The sequence below is a fragment of the Caulobacter mirabilis genome (assembly GCF_002749615.1).
GTDB classification, from domain to species: Bacteria; Pseudomonadota; Alphaproteobacteria; order Caulobacterales; family Caulobacteraceae; genus Caulobacter; species Caulobacter mirabilis.
The window spans coordinates 2,206,134-2,230,217 of sequence record NZ_CP024201.1; the positions used below are offsets into that span (position 1 = coordinate 2,206,134).

Below are 24,084 nucleotides of genomic sequence, written 5' to 3' on the forward strand. Positions count from 1 at the left end.
ATCCTTTCCGACAGTTTGATCGCGCCGCCCATCCTGACGGCACGTAACTCCAGACACCGGAAAGGTGATCTCATGGCTACCGGCACTGTGAAATGGTTCAATGGAACCAAGGGCTTCGGCTTCATCCAGCCTGACGACGGCGGTAACGACGTCTTCGTGCACATCTCGGCCGTCGAACGCGCCGGCCTGCGCTCGCTGAACGAAGGCCAGAAGGTCTCGTACGAGCTCGAGCAGGACCGTCGCAGCGGCAAGATGTCCGCCGGACAGCTGCAGGCGCTCTAAGCCCCTGGCGGGCCGGCGCGATGTTCGCATCCCGCCGGCCTCGCACCCCAGACTTCGCCGCACGGCTGAAGGCCCATCGATCAGGAGAGCCCATGGCCCGCGCGCCCAACTACAATTTCGAACGCCAGGAGCGGGAGCGCCTGAAGGCGATCAAGACCCGCGAGAAGGCCGCCGCCAAGCAGGAAGCCCGCGAGGCCAAGAAACAGGCCGCGGAAGGCTCTGGGCCGTCGTCGGCCGACTGATCGACCTGACGCGCCTGGGCGCGATCATCCTGTCATCATCCGCCGCAGCGTCGGCTCGTCGATGATCCGCAGCGGCTGCCCGCCGGCGATGGCGGCCTCCGCCTTGGTCTGTTTTGCGCTGACGTAGTCGCGGCCCAGGCCCCACCCTTCGTGCGCGCCGATGACCAGCAGGGTGGTCTTGCGGGTCACGCTCGCGGAAAACGCGCCGCCGGCCGCCTGGACCTGGTCGGCCATCACCGAGCGGGGCACCGAGAGGTCGCCCGTGACGGTCACCACATGCCCGTTCAGCGGGCCGTCGCAGGCCGGCCGCCGGGTGACCGAGCCGCCTTCGCCCCAGGTCCGTCCGCGAATCTGGGCGCCGGGCGAGGGCGACGTCGGCCGACGGTGCAGCCAGTCCTCTATTCCGCCCCCCGCCTGGGCCAGGGCGCGCAGAACGATCTGCCCGGCGGTGCGGGCGTCCTCCAGCGCGTCGTGGTGACGGAAGCGGATGTCGAACATCTTGGCCAGCGCCCCCAGTTTGTAGCTGGGCAGGCCGGGCCAGGCGATGCGGGCGACCGAGACGCTGTCGATCCAGCGGCTGTCGATCGGCGACAGCAGGTCCCGGCGACAGGCGGCCGACAGGGCCGAAGGATCGAAGTTGGAGTGGGACACCGCGATCCGCCCGCCCAGTCGCTCGTCGAGCCAGCCGTGCAGATCGCGGAAAGCCGGCGCGCCGGCGACCTTCTGCGGCGAGATGCCGTGGAAGGCGATGTTGAACGGCTCGAAGGCGTCGCGGGGATCGACCAGCGTCTCCTCGGCGAAACACTCCCGGCCGTCTCGATAGCCGACGATGCCGATCTGGCAGATGCTGTGGCGGCCGCGGTTGGCCGTTTCGACGTCGATGACGACGAAGTCGGGCTGACTCATGCGCCGTCTCTTAGGCGGGGTTGTGTGGGAACGCCAAGGGGCAAGGCGCCACACGCCCTCAAACAATCGTTTGACGCCTCGCCGCCGGCCCGGCAGGCTTGCGCCCAAGGCCGCCCGGCAGAGCGCGGCTCGGGAGGAACAGATGGCCGACGACCTCGGATTCGACCCCGCCGTCCTGCGTGACAGGTATCGCGCCGAACGGGACAAGCGCCTGCGCGGCGACGCCAACGAGCAGTATGTCGAGATGAAGGGCGACTTCGCCCACTATCTCGAGGATCCCTATGTCGAGGCCGGCTTCGCCCGGGCGCCGCTGACCGACGAGGTCGAGGTGGCGGTGATCGGCGGCGGCTTCGGCGGCCTGCTGGCCGGGGCGCGGCTGCGCGAGGCCGGGGTGCAGGACATCCGCGTGATCGAGAAGGGCGGCGACTTCGGCGGCACCTGGTACTGGAACCGCTATCCGGGCGCGGCCTGCGACGTCGAGAGCTACATCTACCTGCCGCTGCTGGAGGAGACCGGCTACATGCCGGTCGAGAAGTACTCGCGCGCGCCGGAGATCCTGAAGCACAGCCGGGCGATCGGCGAGGCGTTCGACCTCTATCGCAACGCCTGCTTCCAGACCGAGGTCACCGCCCTGGACTGGGACGAGGCCTCGGCTCGCTGGATCATCCGCACCAACCGCGGCGACGCGATGAAGGCCCGGTTCGTGGTGATGGCCAACGGTCCGCTGCACCGGCCCAAGCTGCCGGGCATCCCGGGCGTCGAGAGCTTCAAGGGCCACAGCTTCCACACCAGCCGCTGGGACTACGACTACACCGGCGGCACCTCGCTGGGCGACCTGAGCGGCCTGGCCGACAAGCGGGTCGGGGTGATCGGCACCGGCGCCACCGCCGTGCAGTGCGTGCCGCACCTGGGCGCCGCGGCCAAGCAGCTGTTCGTTTTCCAGCGGACGCCGTCCTCGATCGACGTGCGCAACAACCGGCCGACCGACCCGGCCTGGGCCGCCTCGCTGGAGAGCGGCTGGCAGCAGCGCCGGATGGACAACTTCAACACCCTGGTCTCCGGCGGCTACGAGCCCGAGGATCTGGTGCAGGACGGCTGGACCGACATCATCCGCAACATCCTGATGATCGGGCGCAGCACCGCCGAGAAGGGCGAGGCCCCGATGGCGATGCAGGACCTGATGCAGCTGGCCGACTTCAAGAAGATGGAGCAGATCCGCGCCCGCGTGGACGCCATGGTCACGGACCCGGCCGCCGCCGAGGCGCTGAAGCCCTGGTACAACCAGTTCTGCAAGCGACCCTGCTTCCACGACGACTACCTGGCCACCTTCAACCGGCCGAACGTGACCCTGGTCGACACGGCCGGGAAGGGCGTCGAGCGCATCACCGAGAACGCCGTGGTGGTCGACGGCGAGGCCTATGAGATCGACTGCCTCGTCTACGCCACCGGCTTCGAGGTCGGCACCAGCTACACCCGCCGGTCCGGCTATGAGGTCACCGGGCGAGGCGGCCTGACCCTGACCGAGAAGTGGAAGGACGGGGTCTCGACCCTGCACGGCCTGCACAGCCGCGGCTTCCCGAACCTGTTCATCTTCAGCAACACCCAGTCGGGCTTCTCGGTGAACTTCCCGCACATGCTGAACGCCCAGGCCCAGCACACGGCCTACATCGTCGCCGAGGCCGCTCAGCGCCAGGTCCGCACCCTCGAGGCGTCGGAGGCGGCCGAGGCCGCCTGGGTCCAGACTATCATCGACACGGCGGTCCTGCGGCAGAAGTTCCTCGAGGAATGCACGCCCGGCTACTACAACAACGAGGGCAAACCCTCGGCCATGGCGGTGCGCAACAGCTCCTACGGCAAGGGCTCAGGCCCGTTCATCAAGCTGTTGGAGGACTGGCGCTCCGAGGGGCGGCTGGAGGGGCTGGAGCTGGCCTGACGCCTTGAAACCGGAGCGTTGCGGCGCCAAACCGGGCCATGCGACAAGCCCTGTTGATCATCGACGTGCAGCCCAGCTTCGACCCGCCGGCCTGGCTGGTCGAGGGGATCGAGCGTCTGCTGCCGTTGATGCCGTCGGTCGCCACGGTCGAGCGGCACGATGAGGCCGTCACCCCGTTCCGCCGCCAGCTGAACTGGGCTCCCGGTCCGGCGGACGACAGCCTGGTCGCCGCAGACCGCGTCTTCATCAAACATGGCTACGCGCTGACGCCCGAGACCGTCGCCCATCTGAAGGCGCTGGATGTCGACCGGGTGCTGGTCTGCGGCATCCAGGCGGACACCTGCGTGCTGGCGGCGGGATTCGCCCTGTTCGACGCCGGTCTGCAGCCGACGATCATCGCCGATCTAGTCGTCGGCTCATCGCTGGACCGGAGCGGGGCGCTGGGCGTCAAGCTCTGGCGGCACCATTTCGGGGCCGTGGCGGAGCGGTACGAGGCGCTGCTGGAGGGTTGACAAGAACCCGTGCATCCCGGCGAAGGCCGGGACCCGGTCGGGGTCCCATAACTCTGGAGCTTGCCGCGAAAGCCCGGGCTGTATCTGGGCCCCGGCCTTCGCCGGGGTGATCGGAACGGGGAACTAGACCGTGATGTCGGCCAGGGCGCCTTTCGAGGGGCCTTCGCCGTTCTTCACCTTGTCCATGATCTCCTTCTTGATGTCCTCCATGATCGCCTGGCGCTGCTCCGGGGGCAGGGCGTTGAAGGCTTCCTGGGTCAGGCCGCGCCGCTTGAGCATGGCCTCCATCATCTGCTCGGCCGGCGTCTTCTTCACATGATTGAAGAAGGCTTCGGTCGCGGTTTCCGGCGCGCCCTTCTCCTTGGGCGCGGCCGTGTTCAGGCGCTGCATGGCCGTGGTGGAGAAGAGCGAGGCGACGCCGCCGATCGGACTGGAGAGGCTCATGAAAGGGCTCCTTCGGACTGCCGACCCGTTCGCAAGACCTTTGCCAGCCGGAAATCGCCATCGAAACAACGCCTTGAGATCGCCGTTCGCCGAAGGTCCGTCGCGACCCGGCAAAAGGCGCCGCCCGAAACTGCCGGGTCAGCTTGCAGATTTGTGAGTTTGGCGACCGATCGCCGACGGGTCCCGGCGGTCAGATGGTCCTCGCCGGGATGATCCGGCGTCCCACCGGGAGGATCCCATGACCAAGCTGCTCGCGCCCGCCGCCCTGATCCTGAGCCTGGCCGTCGGCTCGGCCGCGTTCGCCGCGACGGCCCCCGCCGCGCCCGCGCCGGCCCAGAAGGCTCCGAGCGCCCACGCCAAGAAGGCGGCCTGCGAAAAGGCCTGGAAGGCCCAGAAGACCCACACGGGCACGGAAAAGGACTTCATCAAGGCCTGCGTCGCCAAGGGCTGAGGCATCTCTTGACGACGGGCGACCGGACGGCGCTCTCTCCCCCCTGTAGGGCTGTCCGGTCGCCACCTTCTCGCCCAGAAGCGGGACCAAGCAGCCTCTGACGCCTGGAGGCCACGCCATGAGCCGGCGAATCCTGATGGTCGAGGACGACGAGGACACCGCCGCCTACGTCCTCAAGGGTCTTCGCGAAGAGGGGTTCACCGCCGAACATGCCGTCGACGGGCGCGACGGCTTCTATCTCGCGTCCAGCTCGCGGTTCGACGCCATCATCATGGACCGCATGGTGCCCGGCATGGACGGCTTGAGCGTCGTCAAGGCGTTGCGGGCCGCCTCGATCAACACCCCGATCCTGATCCTCAGCGCCCTGAGCCACCTCGACGAGCGGGTGAAGGGCCTGCGCGCCGGGGGCGACGACTACCTGACCAAGCCGTTCGGTTTCTCGGAACTGGTCGCCCGGCTGGAGAACCTGCTGCGCCGCCGCGTCGAGCCGGAGATCGAAACCCGTCTGGTCTGCGGCGACCTGACCCTGGACCTGCTGGCGCGCAAGGCCGTGCGGGCGGACCGTCCGCTCGATCTGCTGCCCCGGGAGTTCAAGCTGCTGGAGTATCTGGTCCGGCACAAGGACCGGGTGGTGACCCGCACCATGCTGTTGGAACAAGTCTGGGACTACCGCTTCGATCCGCACACCACGGTCATCGACACCCACGTCAGCCGACTGCGGCGCAAGATCGACGAGGGCTTCGACCGCCCGCTGCTGCATACCCTCCGCGGAACCGGATACCGGCTGTCATGGGAGCCGTGAGAGGCGCCCTGAGGCCGCGCGCTGTCCTGGTGGTCATGGTGGCGGTGGCGCTGGTCGCCCTGGCCGCCGGGCTGCTGGTCATCGACCGCATCGGCGAGACCCTGATCGACCAGCGCCAGCAGGCCGTGGCCGAGGCCGCCCGGGACTACTTCGTCGCCTTCGCTCACGAGGAGGGGCTGGCCCCTCTGGCCAAGGCCCTGGACCTGCGCGAGCGCACCCGCCCCGCCGGCGGCGGGTTCCGCTACGCCGTGTACGACGCCGAAGGTCGGTTCCTGGGCGGCGCGCGCCTCGCCGACGCCGAGGACCTGCCGGCGCAGGGCCGGGCGCGGATTCGGCTGCTGACGCCGGGCAAGCATTCGCCGTGGCAGGTGCTGGTCCAGCCGCTGTCGGTCGGCGGCACCCTGGTGGTCTACGAGAACATCCACGAGCGGGCCGCCTTCCGCCGTGCGCTGATCGTCAGCGGCGCGATCGCGCTGGTCGGCGCCCTGGGCGCCCTGCTGGCCTGCGGGCTGTGGTTCAATCGGCAGCTGCTGCGGCGGATCGAGGCCGTGGCGGGGACCGCCGAGCGGATCGCCGACGGCGACCTGGCCGCACGGGCGCCGGCCGCGCCGCAGGGGGACGTCTTCGACCGGCTGGGCCTGTCGCTGAACGCCATGCTCGATCGGATCGAGGCCCTGATGACCGGCATGCGGACCGTGACCGACAGCCTGGCCCATGACCTGCGCTCGCCCCTGACCCGCCTGCGCGCCGACATCGCCCGGGCGGCGGAGCCCGGCCTGTCGGAGGTCAGCCGCAGCCGGGCCCTGGTCGCCGCCCAGGGCGAAGCCGAACGGGCGCTGGCCACCCTGTCGGCCCTGATGGACATCGCCCGGGCCGAGGCCGGCCTGTCCTCGGAGATGATGGCGCCGGTCGACCTCGCCGGGCTGATCGCGGACCTGGGCGAGCTGTTCGGACCGGTAATCGAGGACGCCGGCCAGACCTTCACCGTCGCGCCCTGGTCCGCTCCGCTGGTGGTGCAGGGGCACGAGCTGCTGCTGCGCCAGGCGGTTGGCAATCTGCTGCACAACGCCGCCCTGCACGCCGGCCCCGGCGCGGCGGTCAGTCTGGCGCTCGAAGAGGACGAGGACGGGGTCCGGATCATCGTCCAGGACCGTGGCCGCGGCGTGCCCGCCGAACATCGGGGCAGGGTGCAGGAGCGGTTCGTCCGCCTCGACTCCGCGCGGACCACGCCGGGCGCCGGCTTGGGCCTGGCCATCGCCGCCGCTTGCGCCCGGCTGCACGGCGGCGTGCTGGACCTGCAGGACGCCGAGCCCGGCCTGCGGGCGGTGATCGGCCTTCGGCGTCATGGCCGGTTCACAGCGCGGACCGAAGCAGGCTAGAAGCCCGCCCACGGACGGGTGGTCGAGTGGTTTAAGGCAGCGGTCTTGAAAACCGCCGTAGGTGGAAGCCTACCGTGGGTTCGAATCCCACCCCGTCCGCCACGGTCGCAGACCTTGCTCACCGTCCGACCCACGCCCAGACCAGGGCGGCCACCGCCCCAGCCTCGATCACGATCCGCCAGAGGCTCTGGCGTGTCCAGGCGCGCGCCGCGGCCGTCTGGGCGGCGTCCAGGTCGCCGGCCCGTTCGAAGCGCAGCGCCGCCGGGATGAAGTGGACGACGGACCAGGCCCGGGTGAGGACATGCGCCGCCAGGGCGATCAGGATCCAGGTCCTGGCGAACGGAGTCTGCCAGCTCGCCCAGGCCGCCGCGACCAGGGCGAGCTCATAGGCCGTGTGGGCCGGGATCCAGAAGCGCTTGCGGTCGATGCCGCCGCGCTGGGGCTGGATCAGCTGCGGCGTGGCGGGCCAGGCGCGATCGATGAGCAGGGCCTCGTAGAGGCCGCCGCCGACGCCGATCGCGCCCAGGACGATGGCGGCCAGCATAAGCGCGACGTCGAGGGGCATTGAAACGACCATCCGGAATGGGTTAGATCAGTTATCTTGATTATCGAGATATCAGAATGTCAAGCGAACGGAACGCCGCCGCGACGCGGCTGACGAATGCGCTCCGCGGTTCGAGCGCCCAGGCTCTGATGGTCAGCCACGCCGTGGCGGCGAAGGTCGGGCTGAACATGACCGACCTGGAGTGCCTGGATGTCATCCAGATGAGCGGCCGCGTCACCGCCGGCGAGCTGGCGCGTCGCACGGGCCTGTCGACCGGGGCCATGACCACGGCGATCGACCGCCTGGTGCGGGCGGGTTACGTCGAACGTCAGGACGATCCCAACGACCGCCGCCGGGTCTTCGTCATGGCCCGCCCGGACCGGTTGCAGGCGCTGTGGGCGATCTATGCGCCGCTGCAGGCCGCGATGGAGCAGCTCTACGAAGGTTGGTCCGAGGAAGAGCTGACCAGGATCGCGACCTTCATGGAGCGGGCCACGGCGGTCTCCGCGACCTTCGTGAGCGGCCTGCAGGGCGACTAGGGCGATGCGCCTCGCCAGCGCAGCGTCTCCACCAGCAGGGTGAAAGCCGACGAGGCGTGGCGGCGGTGCGGATAGTAGAGGTGATAGCCCGGAAGGTCCGGCGTCGACCGCCCGAGCACCCGGACCAGCCGACCCGCCTCGAGATGGGATTGCACCTGGTCCAGCGGCAGATAGGCCAGGCCGTGACCGTCGAGCGCCGCGTCCAGGATCAGGTCGATGGTGTTGAGCACCAGCGGGCCGTCGACCCGGACTCGCGTCTCACGTCCGCCGCGCATCAGGCGCCAGGCGTTCAAGGCGCCGGACGTCGGCAGGCGCAGGTTCACCGCGCGGTGCTCGGTCAGCTGCTCGGGCTGGATCGGGGCGGGGTGGACGCCGAAGTAGTCGGGTGATCCCACGATCGCCATCGGGATGTCGGGGCTGATGCGGACGGCGATCATGTCCCTGGCGATCTCGCCGCCCAGGCGGACGCCGGCGTCGAAACGATCGGCGACGACGTCGGCCAGACCGTAGTCGATCGTGATCTCGACCGCGATGTCCGGATGATCCGGCAACAGCCGCTTCATGGCCGGCAGCAGCACGGTCTTGGCCGCATGCTCGACGGTGGTGATGCGGATCCGGCCGGACGGGCGGTCGCGCAACTCGCCCAGGTCCGCGATCGCCGCGTCCAGGTCGTGCAGCATCGGCCCCAGCGTCGCCAGCAGCCGCTCGCCGGCGTCGGTGGGCGCCACGCTGCGGGTCGTGCGGGACAGCAGGCGCAGGCCCAGTCGGGTCTCGATCCGTCGCACGATCTGGCTCAGCGCCGACTGGGCCATGCCCAGCCGGGCGGCGGCCCGGGTGAAGCTGCGTTCTTCGGCGACCACGACGAAGGCCGCCAGGTCCGCGATCTCGTCCCGACGCATTTATCACCTCAGTGATAGGCTCAAGCGCAATTGCCTGCCTAATCAGCGCAATCCTTCGCGCCTAGATTGGCTGCGTCAACAGCGGGTTCGCCCGATCGAAAGGACGCAGAAATGGGCAAGGTCAGCTTCCCCAATTCGAACAACCCGACCATCGCCATGTCGGCGGTGATCTACTTTCCGGAGGGCTTCGACGAGGCCGGCCGTTATCCCGCGGTCGTGGTCTCGCACCCGGGCGGCGGCGTGAAGGAACAGACCGCCGGAACCTACGCCCGGAAGCTCGCCGAACAGGGCTTCGTCGCGATCGCCTACGACGCGTCCTACCAGGGCGAGAGCGGCGGCGCGCCGCGGCAGCTCGAGAACCCCTACGTCCGCACTGAGGACGTCAGCGCCGCGATCGACCACCTGACGACGCTGCCCTACGTCGACCAGGATCGGATCGGCGCGATGGGCATCTGCGCCGGCGCCGGCTACACGGCCAACGCCGCCATCCAGGACCGCCGCATCAAGGCCGTCGGAACGGTCAGCGCGGTCAACATCGGTTCGATGTTCCGCAACGGCTGGGAGAACAACGTCAAGGACATCGACGCCTTGCCCTACATCGTGGCCGGCTCGAGCGCCCGCACGTCCGACGCCGAAGGCGGGGCGCCGGCGACCATGCCGCTGGCGCCGCTGAAGGAAGAGGACGCGCCGAACGAGGAACTGCGGCAGGCCTGGGAGTACTACCATACGCCTCGAGCCCAGCATCCGACGGCGCCCGGCTTCGCCACCCTGCGCAGCCTGAACCAGATCATCACCTACGACGCCTATCACATGGCGGAAGTCTATCTGACCCAGCCCCTGCAGATCGTCGCCGGCAGCGTGGCGGGCAGCAAGTGGATGAGCGACGACCTGCTCGGCCGCGCCGCCAGCCAGGACAAGGCCCTGCACATCGTCGAGGGGGCCAACCACATGGACCTTTATGATGGGCCGGCCTTCGTCGAGGAGGCGGTGTCGGTGCTGGCGCCGTTCTTCCGCCGGACGCTGGCCGGCGGCCCCGTCGCGGCCAGGGCGGCGGCGGAATAGGGCGGCCGGCCTGTTTCGACCGATAGCCAGGCGGCTCCCTAAGGGACATTCTCGCACCTCGAGAACGGCCTGTAGGGAGCCGCCCGCGCATGGAGAAGACGACGTCGGACGATGCAGGGCGCCGCGGCGTCCGCCGCATCCAGGGTCTCGTTCAGGTGTTCGGCCTGGCCGCGCTGTCCGCGATCGGCGCCGAGCTTCTGACGGCCTATGCCGACGGCACCGGCGACTTCGGCGCGACGCTCTTCGCCCTGGTCTTCTTCATGGCCCTGTACGGCGCGCCGGCGTTGCTGGCGCGGGAGCTGGCGCGGCGCGCAGGGTGGGGCTGGCCGTCGCTGCTGCTGCTATGCGCCGCGCTGGGCGTCGCGCAGGCCTGCGTCATCGACCAGTCGCTCTTCGCCGAACATTACGGCGGCTACGAGGGCTGGGAGGAAGCGCGACAGGCCACCTTCCTGCCGGCGCTGGGCGTCAGCGCGGGCAATGTCCACAACTTCATCGTCGGGCATGTCGTCTTCAGCTTCGGCGCGCCGATCGCCGTCGCCGAGGCCTGGCGGCCCGATCGGGCGAGAACGGCCTGGCTCAGCCCGCTGGGAATGGGCTTCGCCGCGCTTGCCTATCTTGGCGCCGCGCTCCTGATCCTGCTCGACCCGCAGTCCCACAGCGCCTCGCCGATCCAGTTGGCGGCCTCGGTTGCCGTGGTCGCCGGCTGTATCGCCCTGGCCTGGGTGATCGGGCGCCGCAGCGCCGGGTCTGAAGGGCCCCGGATGGGGGCGGGCCGCCGTCTGGGATGGATTTCGGTCCTCGTCGTCGCCTTCGTGCTGGCGACCGCGGCGAACCTCGCCGGAGAGGGTTGGCTGGGATTTGCCGTTGGTGTTTCAGCAACGGCGCTGATCGCCGCCCTCGCGGGGTGGGGAGGCGGCCGGCCCGCATGGTCGATCCGCCATGCAGCGGCCGTCGGGATGGGATTCCTGCTGAGCCGCGGAGTCCTCGCCTTCACCTACTATCCGCTCGCGGGCGAGGTGGGGGCCGTTGCGAAGTATACGCATAACGTGGTCATGCTCGGGCTCGTGCTGGCCGCGGGCGGTTTCGCCCTGTCGCGGCGCGGAACAAGCGACCTCGGCGTGAGGGCCGGGGCGCACGGATCAGGGGAGGGACGACCGTCATGAACGCCGCCAGCGACGCCCGGTTCTGGGATCGGACCTCACGGAAGTACGCCAAGGGCGCGATCGCCGATCAAGGCGGCTACGAGCGCACCCTGGAGCGAACCCGGGCCTTGCTGAAGCCGGACGCCGATGTCCTCGAGGTCGGCTGCGGCACCGGATCGACGGCGCTGCTGCTGGCCGGCGGCGTGCGATCCTATCTGGCGACGGACATCTCGTCCGGAATGATCACGATCGCTGAGGAGAAGCGTTTGGCCGATCCTGTCCCGGGTCTGGGTTTCCGGGTGGCCACGGCCGAGGATCTGGCCACCGAGGACGCGCGGTTCGACGCCGTCCTGGGCTTCAACTACCTGCATCTTGTGCGCGACCTGCCGGGAACCCTGCGCATCCTCCATGGCCTGCTGAAGCCGGATGGTCTGCTGATCTCCAAGACGCCCTGCGTGGGCGACATGAACCCGCTGCTCCGGCTGCTGATCCCGGTGATGCGCGCGACCGGGCTGGCGCCCTACGTCACCGCCTTCGGGGCCGAGGGTCTCAAGGCGCAGCTGTCGGCGGCGGGCTTCGAGGTGGTCGTCGTCGAGAACCATGCGAGCAAGGGAGGCGGCGGCCGACCCTACATCGTGGCGCGCAGACGGTGACCTGACCGCCGACGCCACGGATGCAGGCTTGGGAGGACCGTGCTCGGCGCGGGTGTCGTCCCCGCGCCCTCACGGCCCTCCGTTCACCAGGCCTTCGTCAGGCGGGAAGCGAGGGAATGAAGCCGACCCCGCCCGCCAGATCGCGGAAGCCCAGCGTGCTGAACTTCAGGTCCACGTCGCCGGAGTTCCTGCCGGTCTGAATGACGGAGTCGGGGGCCGCGGCGGTTATCGCCAACCCCAGCGTGACGCCGAGCTTGGCTCCGGCCGGCAAGCCGTTGGCGTACATCTTGATCGGCCGGATCGTGCTCGGCGCCCGGACGGTCCCCCGAAGCGACATCAGGCCGCCGCGGACGCAGCCCGCGTCCGGCGCAGCGCCGTTGCTTCCGAAGTCGATCAGGCCCATGCCGTTGGGGGTTGGATCGATGCCGGCGCCGTTCACCGCGACGTTGAGGTCGAGGTTCCAGTTCCACAGCTCGGTGGCGCTCAACAACGGCCAGTTCGCCATCGTGTCGATCGGCTCGATCGAGCAGTCGACGGCGATGTCGCCGCCGCCCAGCATCAGCCCGCCGTAGGCGACGCCGCCCAGTTTGAGGCCCTGGCCGCAGCCGTGGCCGCCGAAGGCGTTGACGTCGGCCCGGGCTGTCATCGTCCCGCCCGCCAGGTTGATCGCCACGTCTCGCCACGGCAGGCACAGGTTGCCGGCGAGATCCGCCGATGTCCCCACGGTGACGCCGTGGCGGTGACCGGAGAAGTCGCCTTGGAGCGAGATGCGCTGGGAAGCCACCAGCGACAGGCCGTAGTCCTCGCCGGCGCCGGAAGCGACGCGATGCACGCAGGTCAGGCCGATCCCGACGACGTTGAAGCTCTCCGCCAGCTCCATGGCGGCCAGGCGGCCGCCCCGCACGACCACGCCGCTGATGTCGCTGTCGCGGAGCCGGCGCAGCCGCAGCCCGTGGTCGACGGTCTCCGGCGCCAGGATGGTCAGCGCGCCGCCGTTCAGCACCAGCTGGCGATTGGGCATCTTCCACAGTTGCACGTCCGCCGGGGCGTAGGCGGCGTGCAGGGGGCCATCAAGCGTGACGACGGCGCCCGCCACCGCCTTGACCTCGACCATCTCCCCGGCGCGATAGTTGGCGCGGTTCGCCGCCGCGAACTGCCCGGCCGGGATCGCGCCGCCGTTCCACTGTTTGATCCAGGAGTAGTTGGCGGGATTGTAGATGGCGATCAGGTCGCCCGGCCCGAGCAGTCCGGCCGCCGAGGAGGCCAGGGTGATGGTCGAGGCCCCGAGGGACGCCGCAGCGCCCAGGTTCGGCAGCGCGGCGGCCGGGCCGGCGTCGGCGACGACGCAGCCGCCCTCCGGAAACGCCGTGGCGGAGGTCACGCCCCGAAAATCGAGCGTCAGCGCGCCAAAGGCGATGGATCGGCCGAGCGGAAGTCGAACAGGCTTGCTGCTCGTCAGGACGCCGTCGAGCAGGTCGACTCCCGCACCGATGGCCTGAGCCGCGGCGAAGCAGGCCGCCAGGGCGTCGGCGGCGTCGGAACCGTCGTAGAGCGCGCCGACCTGCTTGGGGGTGATGCGGTCGCCGCTGATCCTGAACCACCGGCCGTTGGCCGACTTGCGCCGCCAGGGCGTCGCCGTCGTACTGGTCTGGTCGGCGTCCGGTACATAGTCGGCGGCGCCGACGCCCGCGACGCCGTAGCCGCTGCTGCGCACATGTGTTTCGCCGGCGGGAACGGTGACGCTGGAGAAGGCGGTCCAGAGGTCGATGAAGGTCGTCATGAAGCTCTCCTGAAAGAAAGGGATGCATTGCGCGGCGCCGGCCTGATATGGCATCGTTCACTCTTTGTTCCATGATGCGGCGGCCGATCTCCTGTGGACAAGATTGCGAAGCTCGATTGCGCGGTCTGCTACAGGCGGCGATCGACGCGGGGCGGCGATAGCGGGGAAAGCATGCGTTTCGAACCTGGGGCGGCCTTCACGGGCGAAGATCTCTCGGAGGCGGACTTCACGGACGTCGATCTGGCCGACGCGGTGTTCGTCGATTGCACGATCATCGACGCCCAGCTGTCTGGCGCGCGGCTAGAGGGCGCGCGCTTCACGGGCTGCCGGATCCGACGCTGCCGGTTCGCTCAGGTCGACCTGCGCGAAGCCGTGTTCGAGGACTGCCAGATCGCCGATGACGAAGGTCACGAAGGGGTTCAGTTCGCCTTCGCCCGTCTGGACGAGGCGCGGTTTACACGCTGCGACCTGTCGTTCGCGGCGTTCGAGCGCTCCGAGCTCTACGGGATCGTCCTCGAGACCTGCAACCTGCGCGGGGCGAAGTTCCACCGCGCCGACTTCAGCCGGATGGTCAGCCGCAAGGCGGCCCGCTGTTCGGCGAGCTTCCGGGGCTGCAATCTCGAGCTGGCCGATCTGGCCGGGGCTCGCCTGACGGACTGTGACCTCAATAGCTCCAGCCTGCGCGAGGCGGTCCTGATCGACGCCGACCTGGAGGGCGCGAACCTGACCCATTGCGACCTGGTCCAGGCCTTCGTCGCCGGAGCCAAGCTGTCGCGCGCCGACTTGCGAGGCGCTTCCCTGGCCGGGTTGGACTTGAACGCGCTGGCGAGCTTTCGGGACGTGGTCGTGTCGGTCGATCAGCAGCACGCCCTGCTGACCGCCATGGGCGTCGACGTCCGACCGGACTAAGGCGAACGCCGTCTTAACCACGCCGCAAGGCCTCTCCGGCAGACTGGCCGTCCTGGAAGAGGAGGGGCGATGTCGGCCTCGGGTCCGATGCTGCGTGCGGCCGCCTTGCTGTTGGCCTGTCTGGCGGTCACCGCCTGCGCGTCGCCGCGCTATGCGGTCGACCGGCGTCCGACCGTGGCCGCGCCAGGGCCGAACGGCCGCGTTCCGGCGACCATGCGGCCCTATCAGGTGAAGGGGGTCTGGTACACGCCCAAGTACGATCCGGACTATGACGAGAAGGGCGTCGCCAGCTGGTATGGCCAGCAGTTCCACAACCGCAACACCGCCAACGGCGAGGTGTTCGACATGGAGCTGGTCACCGCCGCCCACAAAACGCTGCCGCTGCCGAGCCTGGTCGAGGTGACCGACCTGGAGTCCGGCCGCAAGATCAAGGTGCGGGTCAACGACCGGGGCCCCTTCGTCGAGGGGCGGATCATCGACCTGTCCAAGGGCGCCGCCGAGAAGCTGGGCATCTACCGCAAGGGCGTGGCCAAGGTGCGGGTGCGCTACCTGGGGCCGGCGCCCGAAGCCGGCCGGCGTGTCGCCGAAAGAGGGGAATAACCCGCTCCCGTTCTGGACATGAGCCGCGTTCCAGACGAAGACGGGAGCGTGACCCAAGGCCTTTTCATCACATTCGAAGGCGGCGAGGGGGCCGGGAAATCCACCCAGGTCAAACGCCTCGCCGAACGTCTGCGCGCGACCGGCGTCGAGGTCGTCGTGACCCGCGAGCCCGGCGGCTCGCCCGGCGCCGAGGCGATCCGCGACCTGCTGGTCAACGGGGCGACGGACCGCTGGTCGCCGATCACCGAGGCCCTGCTGATGAACGCCGCCCGTCGCGACCACGTCGAGCGGGTGATCGCCCCGGCGCTGGCCCGTGGGGCGGTGGTGGTCTGCGACCGCTTCGCCGACTCCACCCGCGCCTACCAGGGCGCCGGCGGGCAGGTCGATCCGGCGTTCATCGCCCAGCTCGAGGCGGCGGTGGTCGGCGAGACCCGGCCGGATCTGACCCTGGTGTTCGATCTGCCGGTGTCCGACGGCCTCAAGCGCGCCGCCCATCGCGGCGGCGGCGAGGCCCGTTTCGAGGCCAAGGGGCTGGATTTCCACGAACGTCTGCGCGCGGCCTACCTGGCCATCGCCCGGGCCGAGGCCGAGCGCTGCGCGGTGATCGACGCCGCCCAGCCGCAGGACGAGGTCGAGACCGCCGTCTGGGCGGCCGTCCAGCCGCGGCTGAAGGCCTGACGCCATGGCCGACTTCCCGGACCCGCCCCATCCCCGCGACGCCTTCGCCCTGGAAGGGGCGGCGGCGCAGGAGGGCGCGTTCCTGGACGCCCTGGAACGCGGCCGGCTGCACCACGCCTGGCTGCTGACCGGGCCGGAGGGGGTCGGCAAGGCGACGTTCGCCTTCCGCGCCGCGCGCCGGCTGCTCGGAGCCACGCCCGATCCCAACCATGGCCTGCTGGGCGCCCGCATGACCGACCCGGTCGTGCGCCAGATCGCCGTGCGCTCGCATCCCGACCTGCTGGTGCTGGAGCGGTTCACCGAGGACGGCAAGCCGCGCAAGGTGATCCCGGTCGACGAAGCCCGCAAGCTGCCCGAATTCTTCGCCCAGACGCCGGCCACGGCGCCCTACCGGGTCGCCATCATCGACGCCGCCGACGACCTGAACGTCAACGCCGCCAATGCGATCCTGAAGACTCTTGAGGAACCGCCCCCGCGCGGCGTGCTGTTCCTGGTCAGCCATTCGCCGGGCCGACTGCTGCCGACGATCCGCTCGCGCTGCCGCCGACTGGCCTTCGGGGCGCCGGGCGAGGCGGTGACCGCCGAGTTCGTCGAGAGCCGCACCGGCCTCTCGCCGGAACAGTCGCTGCGGTTGGCGCGGATGGCGGGCGGAGCGCCAGGCCTGGCGCTGCGGTTGGCGGCCGCCGACGCCCTGGCCGCCGACGATGAAGCCCATGAGATCCTGCGCAACTTGCCGAAGTTCGACGACGGCGCCCTGGTGGCCCTGGCCGATCGCTTCCGCGGCCCCGAGGGGCAGCAGCGCTTCAACCTGCTGATCGACCGCATCAGCGACCAGATCCGCGCCATGGCCGTCGGACAGGCTGTGAACGGCGGGGGCGAGGGGCTGGACCGCTGGGTCCAGGCCTGGGAGCGGCTGCAGGCGCTGCCCGACCAGACCGAGGGCCTCAACCTCGACCACGCCGACGCCTTCTGGACCGCCCTGCGCGAGCTGCGCGCCGCGGCGAGGGCCGCCTGACCCCATGCTGATCGACAGTCACGTCAACCTTCACGCCCCGCAGTTCGCCGAAGACATGGACGCGGTGATCGCCCGCGCCCGTGAGGCCGGCGTCGCCCTGATGGTCAACATCAGCGACAAGGTGTCCACCTTCGACGTCACCCATGCGGTGGCGCTGGCCCACGACGATATCTGGGCCACGGTCGGAACGCATCCACATGAAGCGAAGGAAAATCCGGAGCTTAAGGCCGGCAATCTCATCCATTTGGCTCAGCGGCCGAAGGTGGTGGGGATCGGCGAATGCGGCCTGGACTTCCACTATGACCTCAGCCCGCGCGACATCCAGGCCCAGGTCTTCCGGCAGCACTGCATCGCCGCCCGCGAGACCGGCCTGCCGCTGGTCGTCCACACCCGCGAGGCGGACGAGGTCATGGGCGCGATCCTGGAGGAGGAGCACGCCGCCGGGCCGTTCAAGCTGCTGATGCACTGCTACACCAGCGGAGCGGAGCTGGCGCGCCGTGCGGCCGACCTGGGGGCCTGGTTCTCGGTCTCGGGCATCGCCACCTTCAAAGCCGCCGAGGATGTCCGCGCCATCATCCGCGACATGCCCGCCGACCGGATCATCGTCGAGACCGACTGTCCCTACCTGGCGCCGGTCCCGATGCGAGGCCGCCGCAACGAGCCGGCCTTCCTGCCTCATGTCCTCGACAAGCTGGCCGAGATCCGCGGCTGGAGCCGGGACGAGGCGGAGCAGCGCACGGAAGACGCCTTCTTCGCCCTGTTCGACCGGATTCCGCGACCATGAGCGGCGTGCTGGAGGTCACGATCCTGGGCTGCGGCTCGTCCGGCGGAGTGCCCAGGGCGGACGGCGACTGGGGTGTCTGCGACCCCGGCCAGCCGAAGAACCGCCGCACCCGCTGCTCGCTGCTGGTCCGTCGTCGGGCGGGCGAGGGTGAGGCGGAGACCACGGTGCTGGTCGACACCTCGCCGGACTTCCGGGAGCAGGCGATCGCCGCCGAGATCCTGCGGCTGGACGCGGTGCTCTACAGCCATGACCACGCCGATCAGGCGCACGGCATCGATGACGTCCGCGCCTTCTTCCTGCGGCAGCGGGCTCGCATTCCGGCATGGATGGACGCTCCGACCCGTGAAAGCCTGTTGAAACGGTTCGACTATATCTTCGAGGATACAGGGGGTTATCCGGCTATTCTCGAAGCGCGGGATCTGCCGCAGCATGGGCGGAACTGGCGGATCGAGGGGCCGTCGGGACCGGTGCCGGTGACCACCTTCGACCAGGACCATGGGGCCATCCGCTGTGTCGGCTATCGGTTCGGCGGTCCGAGGGGCGGCGTAGCCTACTCGCCGGACGTCAACGGCCTGCCGGAAGCGGCCTTTGAGGCCCTGGCCGACCTGGACGTCTGGATCGTCGACGCCCTGCGCTACACGCCGCACCCGACCCATGCCCATCTCGACAAGACCCTGGAGTGGATCGCGCGGGTCAAGCCCAAGCGGGCGATCCTGACCAACATGCACATCGACATGGACTACGACAGCCTGTGGGACCGGCTGCCGGAGGCGGTCGAACCCGCCCACGACGGCCTGACGGTCGAGATCGCCCTGTAGGGCGGCACAAGAAGGGCTCCGGACCGGTGCGGTCGGAGCCCCTGGAAGTTTGGAAGGGAAGGGACGGCGATGAACGCCTCTGGTCCCACTCAATCATGGTCCGTCGAGCCGCGGCATAGGGCTTTCCCCCTAGTTCGCACGATAAAACGCCCGATCGTCGCCGGCGGAGGCCGGAGGGGGTGTCGAGCGAGGGCGTTCGTCCGTGGAGGAGGAAACCGACTCCGCGCCGGAACGCCCTCGCCGCGCCCGTGACCCTGGGGCCTTGGCTTGCGTCCGTCGGCCTGTCGGGGGAAGCGGATCAGGGGCGCTGTTCGATGACGCCAGCCTGCCAAAGTCTTACGGCGAACGATATCGGGTCGGCGCCGGAGATCGCCGTGGTCTCAGCCATGAAAAAGCCCCCTCCCGAACGGATCCGGAAGGGGGCAGGCCGCCCGGCGCGCGGCCCCAGGTCGAGCCGCCTCTTCGAGCGTCGGGCAGGGAGTCGTCAGATCACCGGCGAGTTCGGCGGCAGCCCGATTAAGGCGCGGCCGTGCAGCTCCAGCGCGCCGTCCAGGTCATAGACCACGTGGCTCGACATCACGTTGATGTCGCGCAGCGCCCGCTGGATCGGATTGTCCAGGAAATGCGCGCCTGAACCGCTGGCCTCGGCCAGGATGCGGATGGCGTTGCGGCACAGGTCCATGGCGTAGGCGATCTTCAGCCGCAGGGCGATGCGCGGCTCGACCTCCGAGGCCCGGTTCCGGCGGCCCAGTTCGACGTTGGCGCGGGCGACCTCTCGGATCAGCATCTCCGCGGTCTGGGCCATGACGTCGGCCCGGGCCAGGCGCATCTGGGCGGCGGGCTTGTCGGCCTGTTTCTGATCCGTGCCGTGCATGACGCGCTCCTGCAGTCGCTCCCGGAACAGCTTCACCGCCCCGTGCGCCGCTCCGACCGCCGGGATCGCCGCCGTCACGGCTAGGAACGGCAGCATGGGCATGCGGTAGATCGGGTTGTCATAGAGCTGGGCGCCGTGGGCTCGGCCCTCGCGCATGTGGCCCATGTTCATGACCCGATGCGCCGGCACGAACAGCTCCTTCACGGCGATATCGTTGCTGCCGGTTCCGGCCATGCCGTCGACGTGCCAGGTGTCGAGCACCGTCGCCTCGGCCGTCGGGAAGGCGAAGAACAGGATCGTCGGCGGGGTCTGGCCGGCGACCATGCCGGTGGCCAGGATCCAGTCGGAGTTCATCACCCCGGTGCCCCATTTCCAGCGGCCGCTCAGCCGGTAGCCGCCCTCGACCGGGGTCGCCTGGCCGGGCGGCATCGTGACGCCGGGGGCGATGATGTAGGGGAAGGCCCCGCCGAAGGTCTCGTCCTGGAAGGCCTCCGGGAACTGGGCGGCCATCCAGTTGTGCTCGACGCAGAAGGTCGTCACCCAGGCCGTCGAGGCGCAGGCCTCGCCGAGCGGCAGCATGGCGTCGATGAAGCTGTCGACGTCGAACTCCAGGCCGCCGTATTTGCGCGGCACGAAGTGATAGAAGGCGCCCGTCTTGCGCACGGCGTCCCACACCGCTTGGACGGGCCGCCGGGCGATCTCCGCCTCGCGGGCATGGGCGGCGAGCAGCGGCTTCAACGCCGTGGTCCGGGCGACCAGGTCTTGCGGCGTCAGGGCCTTCAGCTCGTCGGACGTGAGCCAGTCGTCGCCGGCGGGGATATGCGGTCGAGCCAGGGCGACGCCTGAGCTGTCATCGGCCATAGGGGGAACTCCTTGAAGGGCGAGCCGCCGGGGAGGGCGGCTCCGGTCGGGCGGGACGGTTCAGAACCGTCCCCGGATCTCCAGCGAGACCGTTCGGGTCTCGTCGAGGAACTGGATCGCCGTGGCCGGCGTCGAGAGCGACCACAGGTAGCTGTAGGACTGGGTGAGCTCGTCGGTCAGGTTCTTGCCGACCAGGGCCACGGCCCAGCGATCGTCGAGGTCCCCGAACTCCAGGCGGGCGTCGACCTTGGTGTAGCTCTCCTGCCGGCCGTAGACCGGGCTGGCGTCGGTGGCGGTGAAGTAGCTGCTGCGGAAGCTGACCACGCCGACGGCGGTGACCTTGAAGCGCTCGCCCACCGGGCGGCTCCAGTCGGCCTGGATGTTGCCGGTCCATTTCGACGCGCCGGGCATCACCGTGCCGCCGAGGTTCTCGCTGACGCAGGGCTTGGGCGTCGTGGCCAGGCAGGAGGCGCCGGGGAAGTCGTCGTACTTGCCGTCCAGATAGGCCACTGAACCCGAGAACCGCAGGTCGCGCGTGACCAGCCAGTTGGCCGAGGCCTCGACCCCGCGCGAGGTGGCCGCGGCGGCGTTCTTGGTGATGAACACCGAGGCGACCGGGTCGTAGTTGGCGACCTGCAGGTCCTTGAACTCGGTCTGATAGAGCGTCGCGTTGAGGATCAGCCGGCCGTCGAGCAGGGTCGACTTCACCCCGATCTCGTAGTTGGTCGAACTCTCCGGGCCGTAGCGGAACTGGTCCCACTTGACCGTGCGGGTGTTGCTGACGAAGCCGCCGGCCTTCGATCCCTTGCCCCAGGCGGCGTAGACCATCACCCGCGGCGCCAGGTCGTACTGCAGGGTCAGGGACGGGTCGGTGTTCTCCTCGTCCAGGCTGCCAACATCGGGATGGGCGGCATTGGGCAGGTCGAGCGGTACGACGCCGGGCAGGGGCGTTCCCGACACCTGGCGCAGCCGGAAGGTCGCGTCCTTCTTGTTGTTGGTCCAGCGCAGGCTGCCGAGCAGGCGGAGGCGGTCGCTGGCATGCCAGGTTCCCTGGGCGAACAGGGACCAGGTTTCGGCCTTCTGGGTGAAGTCGATCGCCGTCTGTCCGGTCACCGCGCCGCCGAACAGGCGATAGCGGGAGCCGTTGTAGAGGTCGTAGTCGCCCCGGTCGTAGTAGGCGCCGATGATGTACTCGAACCGGCGGCCGGTCGGCGACAGCAGGCGGAACTCCTGCGAGACCTGGTCGAAATCCTCGGTGAACATCGACAGCCAAGTCTCGGGATTTCCTGCTGAACCGCCGGTATTCTTGAGGTCTTCGAAGGTCGAGTAGCCGGTGATGCTGGTCAGGGTGAATTCGCCGAGGGCGAGGTTGGCGGTCACCGAGGCGTTCCAGGAGGTCTGGTCGTCCTCCTCGGGCGTGCCGAACGGCGGGGCGGCGTTCTTGCGGTCGCTGAGGCCGCCCTTGATCGGATCGACCCTCACCTGGGCCGTGCCCCAGGTGACGAAATGGTCGTAGGAGAGCTTGGCCGTGACGTCGAACCGATCGCTGGGCTCGAAACGGAGCCCCCCGCGGATGGACAGGTTCTCGACCCGCGGATCGTCCTTTCCGGTCGCGCTGTTGGCGATGTAGCCGCCCATGTCGGTGTATTTGATCGCCAGCCGGCCGCTCAGATCATCGCCCAGCGGGCCGGTGACGTAGCCCGACAGGTCCCCGCCCTTGCGGCTGAAGTTGTAGACCGCGGTCATCTCCGCGCTCGGCGTGCGGCTCGGACTCGCGGTGACGATGCTGACGGCGCCGGCGGCCGTGTTCTTGCCGAGCAGCGCGCCCTGCGGCCCGCGCATGACCTCGACCCGCTCGACGTCGAACATCGGCGACATGAACTGCCGGTTCCGACCGCCGTAGATCCCGTCGAGGTACATGCTGACCGACTGGTCGAAGGCGTAGTTCGAGGGCAGGGAGCCGAAACCGCGGATGAAGACCGCGTTGTTGCCCGGCGACGGCTGCACCAGCAGGTTCGGCACATAGTTCTGCAGTCCTTGGAACGTACTGGTCTGCATGGCGGCCAGCTGCTCGCCGCCCAGGACTTCCATGGAAATCGGGACGTCCTGCACGTCCTCGGCCCGTTTCTGGGCGGTGACGACGACGGCCTCCAGCGTAGGCGACTCGTCCTGAGCGACCGCCGTCTGGGCGGTCAGCGCGCCGGCCAGCGCCGCCGACGCCAGCCAAAGGGTCCTCGAGCGCATGGCGCTTCTCCTCCCGTGGCGTCCCGCAGGAACGCCGGTTTCCCCATTCGCCGGCTCTCGAGGGCCGACTTGTTCATGTCAGGATTCCTGACATAATCGGAAACCATAGGTATCGAATAATTTCTGTCAAGGTTCCGAACATTCATTCTGGGGAAGCAGATGACGCCTCGGACGCGCCTGCGGTTTCCGCACCTGCTGTCGCCGGCCGCCGTCGGGCCGGTGAGTCTGCCCAATCGCCTGGTGATGTCGCCGATGACCCGTTTCCGGGTCGGGGAGGACGGCGTGCCGGCGCCGCTGAACGCCCGCTACTACGCCCAGCGGGCCGGGGCGGGGCTGCTGATCGGCGAGGGCGCCTATGTCGAGCCGCGCGGGCGGCTGACGCCGCGCACGGCCGGTTTTTGCTCAGAGACCCAGATCGCCGCCTGGGGCGGGGTGACGGACGCCGTTCGAGAGGCCGGCGGGCGGATGTTCCTTCAGCTCTGTCACGGCGGGCGGGTCTCCCATCCCAGGCTGCAGCCGGGCGGGGGCGATCCGGTCGCGCCCTCGGCCATCGCCTTCGCCGGGCAGGTGCGCGTGGCCGAGAGCGAGCACGCCGGCGTCCGCAAGGTTCCGGCGCCGACGCCGCGCGGCCTCGAAACCGGCGAGATTCCGATGATCGTCGAGGCCTTCGCCGAGGCCGCCCGGCGGGCGCGGGAAACGGGCTTCGAGGGCGTGGAGTTGCATGCCTCCAGCGGCCTGCTTCACCAACAGTTCCTCACGCCCGCCGCCAATCGCCGGACCGATGGCTACGGCGGCGGGGCCACAGCCCGATGCCGGTTCGTCATCGAGACCCTGGAGGCCATGATCGCCACGGCGGGCGGCGGCAGGGTCGGGGTCAAGATCGGCCCGACCTTCGCCTACAACGGGATCGAGATGGCTCTGGCGGAGGTCGTCGACACCTACGATGTCCTGCTCCGGATGCTGGATCGGCTGGACCTCGCCTATGTCCACCTGCAGCGGCCGACCTGGAGCCTGCGCCTGGGACCAGAGGACTTCGACGTGCTGGCCTTCGTTCGCGAACGCCGCCGCGGGACGCTGATCGCCGCCGGCGAGTTCGACCGGACGAGCGCCGAGGCGGCCCTCGCGGCGGGCCGCTGCGATCTGATCGCCTTCGGTCGGCGCTTCATCGCCAATCCGGACCTGCCCGAACGAATCCGGCGCGACGCGCCCGAGAACGGCTGGGACGAAGCGACGCTCTACAGCCCCTTGGCGGAGGGATTCACCGACTACCCGACCCTGCCGGATGAACCGGCTTCTGCGCCTGGACGTCCGGCGGCGCCCCCCATTCGGCCGTCAGGCCGCCGATGAGGCCGCCGAAAGCCTCCGGCCCGATCCTTGTCTTCAGTTCACGCTCGAGCTGGCGGAGCACGTCGCGGGCCGCTTCACGAAGAGGCTCCGACTCCTCGCTGAAGCGGACCACCCGCGCCCGGCGGTCGTTCGGGTCGGCCTCGGTGGTGAGCAGGCCGCGCGTTTCCAGTTCACGCAGCATTTCGCTGATCGACTGCCGGGTGACGCCCAGGTTCCGGGCCAGGCGCGAAGCCCGGTACTCGCCGGCCGCGAGGTTGGCGAACAACAGCGACTGGGCTCGGGTGATGGCCGGCCAGCCCTCGCGCTTGAGCGCCGTCTGCAGCGCCTCGTCGAACCAGTAGACCGCGCTGAGCAGGTTCATCATCAGAAGGGGATTGTGCATGA

General features: G+C 69.5%; 26 protein-coding genes and 1 tRNA gene. 19 read left to right on the plus strand and 8 right to left on the minus strand.

The features are described 5' to 3' along the window. Positions 1–72: 72 nt before the first annotated feature. Together CSW64_RS10915 and CSW64_RS22010 are read left to right on the plus strand one after the other, a co-directional pair. Positions 73–282, plus strand: a complete 210-nt coding sequence (locus tag CSW64_RS10915; protein WP_099622135.1) for a cold-shock protein — start codon at positions 73–75, stop codon at positions 280–282. Between the two features lie 92 nt (positions 283–374). Continuing rightward, a complete protein-coding gene (locus CSW64_RS22010; protein ID WP_172448516.1) occupies positions 375–524 on the plus strand; it encodes a hypothetical protein in 150 nt (49 codons plus the stop codon). A gap of 24 nt (positions 525–548) precedes the next feature. On the opposite strand, the gene CSW64_RS10920 is transcribed toward CSW64_RS22010, so the two are convergent. After that, positions 549–1,430, minus strand: coding sequence for an exonuclease domain-containing protein (locus tag CSW64_RS10920; RefSeq protein WP_099622136.1), 882 nt, complete (start codon positions 1,428–1,430; stop codon positions 549–551). A gap of 142 nt (positions 1,431–1,572) precedes the next feature. Between CSW64_RS10920 and CSW64_RS10925 the strand changes: the two genes are divergently transcribed. After that, positions 1,573–3,363 (plus strand): flavin-containing monooxygenase, encoded by a 1,791-nt coding sequence (locus CSW64_RS10925; protein ID WP_099622137.1) that lies wholly within the window; start codon positions 1,573–1,575, stop codon positions 3,361–3,363. A 38-nt stretch (positions 3,364–3,401) separates the two neighbouring features. Next, positions 3,402–3,875: a cysteine hydrolase family protein gene (locus CSW64_RS10930; protein ID WP_099622138.1), complete on the plus strand. Its 474-nt coding sequence runs from the start codon at positions 3,402–3,404 to the stop codon at positions 3,873–3,875. A gap of 123 nt (positions 3,876–3,998) precedes the next feature. Here the strand turns inward: CSW64_RS10930 and CSW64_RS10935 are convergent, their stop codons facing one another. After that, positions 3,999–4,319 carry a hypothetical protein gene (locus CSW64_RS10935; RefSeq protein ID WP_099622139.1) on the minus strand — a complete coding sequence of 107 codons (321 nt, stop codon included), beginning with the start codon at positions 4,317–4,319 and terminating at the stop codon, positions 3,999–4,001. Between the two features lie 238 nt (positions 4,320–4,557). Between CSW64_RS10935 and CSW64_RS10940 the strand changes: the two genes are divergently transcribed. The 4 genes from CSW64_RS10940 (at position 4,558) to CSW64_RS10955 (ending at position 7,053) form a co-directional block, all read left to right on the plus strand. Next, positions 4,558–4,770, plus strand: coding sequence for an acid-shock protein (locus CSW64_RS10940; RefSeq protein WP_099622140.1), 213 nt, complete (start codon positions 4,558–4,560; stop codon positions 4,768–4,770). 118 nt (positions 4,771–4,888) lie between these two features. Further along, entirely contained in the window at positions 4,889–5,572 is a 684-nt protein-coding gene (locus tag CSW64_RS10945) for a response regulator transcription factor (RefSeq protein WP_099622141.1), read from the plus strand. Further along, positions 5,560–6,951, plus strand: coding sequence for a sensor histidine kinase (locus CSW64_RS10950; RefSeq protein ID WP_099622142.1), 1,392 nt, complete (start codon positions 5,560–5,562; stop codon positions 6,949–6,951). The genes CSW64_RS10945 and CSW64_RS10950 overlap by 13 nt, the downstream gene beginning before the upstream one ends. A 12-nt stretch (positions 6,952–6,963) precedes the next feature. Continuing rightward, positions 6,964–7,053: transfer RNA gene (locus CSW64_RS10955), tRNA-Ser, on the plus strand. Between the two features lie 16 nt (positions 7,054–7,069). On the opposite strand, the gene CSW64_RS10960 is transcribed toward CSW64_RS10955, so the two are convergent. Continuing rightward, positions 7,070–7,516: a hypothetical protein gene (locus CSW64_RS10960; RefSeq protein WP_099622143.1), complete on the minus strand. Its 447-nt coding sequence runs from the start codon at positions 7,514–7,516 to the stop codon at positions 7,070–7,072. 56 nt (positions 7,517–7,572) lie between these two features. On the opposite strand from CSW64_RS10960, the gene CSW64_RS10965 reads away from it, so the two are divergent. Further along, positions 7,573–8,034: a MarR family winged helix-turn-helix transcriptional regulator gene (locus CSW64_RS10965; protein ID WP_172448517.1), complete on the plus strand. Its 462-nt coding sequence runs from the start codon at positions 7,573–7,575 to the stop codon at positions 8,032–8,034. Here CSW64_RS10965 and CSW64_RS10970 read toward each other — a convergent pair. Beyond that, a complete protein-coding gene (locus CSW64_RS10970; protein ID WP_099622144.1) occupies positions 8,031–8,933 on the minus strand; it encodes a LysR family transcriptional regulator in 903 nt (300 codons plus the stop codon). The genes CSW64_RS10965 and CSW64_RS10970 overlap by 4 nt on opposite strands. A gap of 111 nt (positions 8,934–9,044) precedes the next feature. Here CSW64_RS10970 and CSW64_RS10975 point away from each other — a divergent pair, with 111 nt between their 5' ends. From CSW64_RS10975 to CSW64_RS10985, 3 genes are all read left to right on the plus strand, one after another. Then, the gene (locus tag CSW64_RS10975; RefSeq protein WP_099622145.1) at positions 9,045–9,995 is read left to right on the plus strand and encodes an alpha/beta hydrolase; all 951 of its coding nucleotides are present in this window, start codon (positions 9,045–9,047) and stop codon (positions 9,993–9,995) included. Between the two features lie 89 nt (positions 9,996–10,084). Beyond that, positions 10,085–11,158, plus strand: a complete 1,074-nt coding sequence (locus CSW64_RS10980; RefSeq protein WP_216361269.1) for a hypothetical protein — start codon at positions 10,085–10,087, stop codon at positions 11,156–11,158. After that, the gene (locus CSW64_RS10985) at positions 11,155–11,790 is read left to right on the plus strand and encodes a class I SAM-dependent methyltransferase (protein WP_099622146.1); all 636 of its coding nucleotides are present in this window, start codon (positions 11,155–11,157) and stop codon (positions 11,788–11,790) included. The genes CSW64_RS10980 and CSW64_RS10985 overlap by 4 nt, the downstream gene beginning before the upstream one ends. Positions 11,791–11,887: 97 nt before the next feature. Here CSW64_RS10985 and CSW64_RS10990 read toward each other — a convergent pair whose 3' ends face one another. Then, positions 11,888–13,570 carry a hypothetical protein gene (locus CSW64_RS10990; RefSeq protein WP_150131377.1) on the minus strand — a complete coding sequence of 561 codons (1,683 nt, stop codon included), beginning with the start codon at positions 13,568–13,570 and terminating at the stop codon, positions 11,888–11,890. Positions 13,571–13,741: 171 nt separating this feature from the next. Between CSW64_RS10990 and CSW64_RS10995 the strand changes: the two genes are divergently transcribed. The 6 genes from CSW64_RS10995 to CSW64_RS11020 all read left to right on the plus strand — a co-directional run bounded on the left by CSW64_RS10995 (position 13,742) and on the right by CSW64_RS11020 (position 18,374). After that, positions 13,742–14,479 carry a pentapeptide repeat-containing protein gene (locus CSW64_RS10995; protein WP_099622148.1) on the plus strand — a complete coding sequence of 246 codons (738 nt, stop codon included), beginning with the start codon at positions 13,742–13,744 and terminating at the stop codon, positions 14,477–14,479. A gap of 69 nt (positions 14,480–14,548) precedes the next feature. Further along, complete coding sequence (locus tag CSW64_RS11000; protein ID WP_342745858.1) at positions 14,549–15,079, plus strand: septal ring lytic transglycosylase RlpA family protein; 531 nt, start codon at positions 14,549–14,551, stop codon at positions 15,077–15,079. A 48-nt stretch (positions 15,080–15,127) separates the two neighbouring features. Continuing rightward, the gene (gene tmk / locus CSW64_RS11005; RefSeq protein ID WP_099622149.1) at positions 15,128–15,757 is read left to right on the plus strand and encodes a dTMP kinase; all 630 of its coding nucleotides are present in this window, start codon (positions 15,128–15,130) and stop codon (positions 15,755–15,757) included. Between the two features lie 4 nt (positions 15,758–15,761). Beyond that, the gene (locus CSW64_RS11010; RefSeq protein ID WP_099622150.1) at positions 15,762–16,772 is read left to right on the plus strand and encodes a DNA polymerase III subunit delta'; all 1,011 of its coding nucleotides are present in this window, start codon (positions 15,762–15,764) and stop codon (positions 16,770–16,772) included. 4 nt (positions 16,773–16,776) lie between these two features. Continuing rightward, positions 16,777–17,556 (plus strand): TatD family hydrolase, encoded by a 780-nt coding sequence (locus tag CSW64_RS11015; RefSeq protein ID WP_099622151.1) that lies wholly within the window; start codon positions 16,777–16,779, stop codon positions 17,554–17,556. Continuing rightward, positions 17,553–18,374, plus strand: coding sequence for an MBL fold metallo-hydrolase (locus tag CSW64_RS11020; RefSeq protein ID WP_099622152.1), 822 nt, complete (start codon positions 17,553–17,555; stop codon positions 18,372–18,374). The genes CSW64_RS11015 and CSW64_RS11020 overlap by 4 nt, the downstream gene beginning before the upstream one ends. A 484-nt stretch (positions 18,375–18,858) precedes the next feature. On the opposite strand, the gene CSW64_RS11025 is transcribed toward CSW64_RS11020, so the two are convergent. Then, entirely contained in the window at positions 18,859–20,109 is a 1,251-nt protein-coding gene (locus CSW64_RS11025; RefSeq protein ID WP_099622153.1) for an acyl-CoA dehydrogenase family protein, read from the minus strand. Between the two features lie 60 nt (positions 20,110–20,169). Next, complete coding sequence (locus tag CSW64_RS11030) at positions 20,170–22,353, minus strand: TonB-dependent receptor (protein WP_099622154.1); 2,184 nt, start codon at positions 22,351–22,353, stop codon at positions 20,170–20,172. Between the two features lie 159 nt (positions 22,354–22,512). Here CSW64_RS11030 and CSW64_RS11035 point away from each other — a divergent pair, with 159 nt between their 5' ends. After that, on the plus strand, positions 22,513–23,700 hold the full coding sequence (locus CSW64_RS11035; RefSeq protein ID WP_099622155.1) for an oxidoreductase: 1,188 nt from the start codon (positions 22,513–22,515) through the stop codon (positions 23,698–23,700). On the opposite strand, the gene CSW64_RS11040 is transcribed toward CSW64_RS11035, so the two are convergent. Then, positions 23,612–24,082 carry a MarR family winged helix-turn-helix transcriptional regulator gene (locus CSW64_RS11040; RefSeq protein ID WP_099622156.1) on the minus strand — a complete coding sequence of 157 codons (471 nt, stop codon included), beginning with the start codon at positions 24,080–24,082 and terminating at the stop codon, positions 23,612–23,614. The two genes, CSW64_RS11035 and CSW64_RS11040, sit on opposite strands and share 89 nt — an antisense overlap. Positions 24,083–24,084: the final 2 nt, after the last annotated feature.

Coding starts and splice junctions, on each gene's coding strand:
- CSW64_RS10915 (WP_099622135.1), top strand. CDS start 73: ATGGCTACCGGCACTGTGAAATGGTTCAATGGAACCAAGGGCTTCGGC.
- CSW64_RS22010 (WP_172448516.1), top strand. CDS start 375: ATGGCCCGCGCGCCCAACTACAATTTCGAACGCCAGGAGCGGGAGCGC.
- CSW64_RS10920 (WP_099622136.1), bottom strand. CDS start 1,430: ATGAGTCAGCCCGACTTCGTCGTCATCGACGTCGAAACGGCCAACCGC.
- CSW64_RS10925 (WP_099622137.1), top strand. CDS start 1,573: ATGGCCGACGACCTCGGATTCGACCCCGCCGTCCTGCGTGACAGGTAT.
- CSW64_RS10930 (WP_099622138.1), top strand. CDS start 3,402: ATGCGACAAGCCCTGTTGATCATCGACGTGCAGCCCAGCTTCGACCCG.
- CSW64_RS10935 (WP_099622139.1), bottom strand. CDS start 4,319: ATGAGCCTCTCCAGTCCGATCGGCGGCGTCGCCTCGCTCTTCTCCACC.
- CSW64_RS10940 (WP_099622140.1), top strand. CDS start 4,558: ATGACCAAGCTGCTCGCGCCCGCCGCCCTGATCCTGAGCCTGGCCGTC.
- CSW64_RS10945 (WP_099622141.1), top strand. CDS start 4,889: ATGAGCCGGCGAATCCTGATGGTCGAGGACGACGAGGACACCGCCGCC.
- CSW64_RS10950 (WP_099622142.1), top strand. CDS start 5,560: ATGGGAGCCGTGAGAGGCGCCCTGAGGCCGCGCGCTGTCCTGGTGGTC.
- CSW64_RS10960 (WP_099622143.1), bottom strand. CDS start 7,516: ATGCCCCTCGACGTCGCGCTTATGCTGGCCGCCATCGTCCTGGGCGCG.
- CSW64_RS10965 (WP_172448517.1), top strand. CDS start 7,573: ATGTCAAGCGAACGGAACGCCGCCGCGACGCGGCTGACGAATGCGCTC.
- CSW64_RS10970 (WP_099622144.1), bottom strand. CDS start 8,933: ATGCGTCGGGACGAGATCGCGGACCTGGCGGCCTTCGTCGTGGTCGCC.
- CSW64_RS10975 (WP_099622145.1), top strand. CDS start 9,045: ATGGGCAAGGTCAGCTTCCCCAATTCGAACAACCCGACCATCGCCATG.
- CSW64_RS10980 (WP_216361269.1), top strand. CDS start 10,085: ATGGAGAAGACGACGTCGGACGATGCAGGGCGCCGCGGCGTCCGCCGC.
- CSW64_RS10985 (WP_099622146.1), top strand. CDS start 11,155: ATGAACGCCGCCAGCGACGCCCGGTTCTGGGATCGGACCTCACGGAAG.
- CSW64_RS10990 (WP_150131377.1), bottom strand. CDS start 13,570: ATGACGACCTTCATCGACCTCTGGACCGCCTTCTCCAGCGTCACCGTT.
- CSW64_RS10995 (WP_099622148.1), top strand. CDS start 13,742: ATGCGTTTCGAACCTGGGGCGGCCTTCACGGGCGAAGATCTCTCGGAG.
- CSW64_RS11000 (WP_342745858.1), top strand. CDS start 14,549: ATGTCGGCCTCGGGTCCGATGCTGCGTGCGGCCGCCTTGCTGTTGGCC.
- CSW64_RS11010 (WP_099622150.1), top strand. CDS start 15,762: ATGGCCGACTTCCCGGACCCGCCCCATCCCCGCGACGCCTTCGCCCTG.
- CSW64_RS11015 (WP_099622151.1), top strand. CDS start 16,777: ATGCTGATCGACAGTCACGTCAACCTTCACGCCCCGCAGTTCGCCGAA.
- CSW64_RS11020 (WP_099622152.1), top strand. CDS start 17,553: ATGAGCGGCGTGCTGGAGGTCACGATCCTGGGCTGCGGCTCGTCCGGC.
- CSW64_RS11025 (WP_099622153.1), bottom strand. CDS start 20,109: ATGGCCGATGACAGCTCAGGCGTCGCCCTGGCTCGACCGCATATCCCC.
- CSW64_RS11030 (WP_099622154.1), bottom strand. CDS start 22,353: ATGCGCTCGAGGACCCTTTGGCTGGCGTCGGCGGCGCTGGCCGGCGCG.
- CSW64_RS11035 (WP_099622155.1), top strand. CDS start 22,513: ATGACGCCTCGGACGCGCCTGCGGTTTCCGCACCTGCTGTCGCCGGCC.
- CSW64_RS11040 (WP_099622156.1), bottom strand. CDS start 24,082: ATGCACAATCCCCTTCTGATGATGAACCTGCTCAGCGCGGTCTACTGG.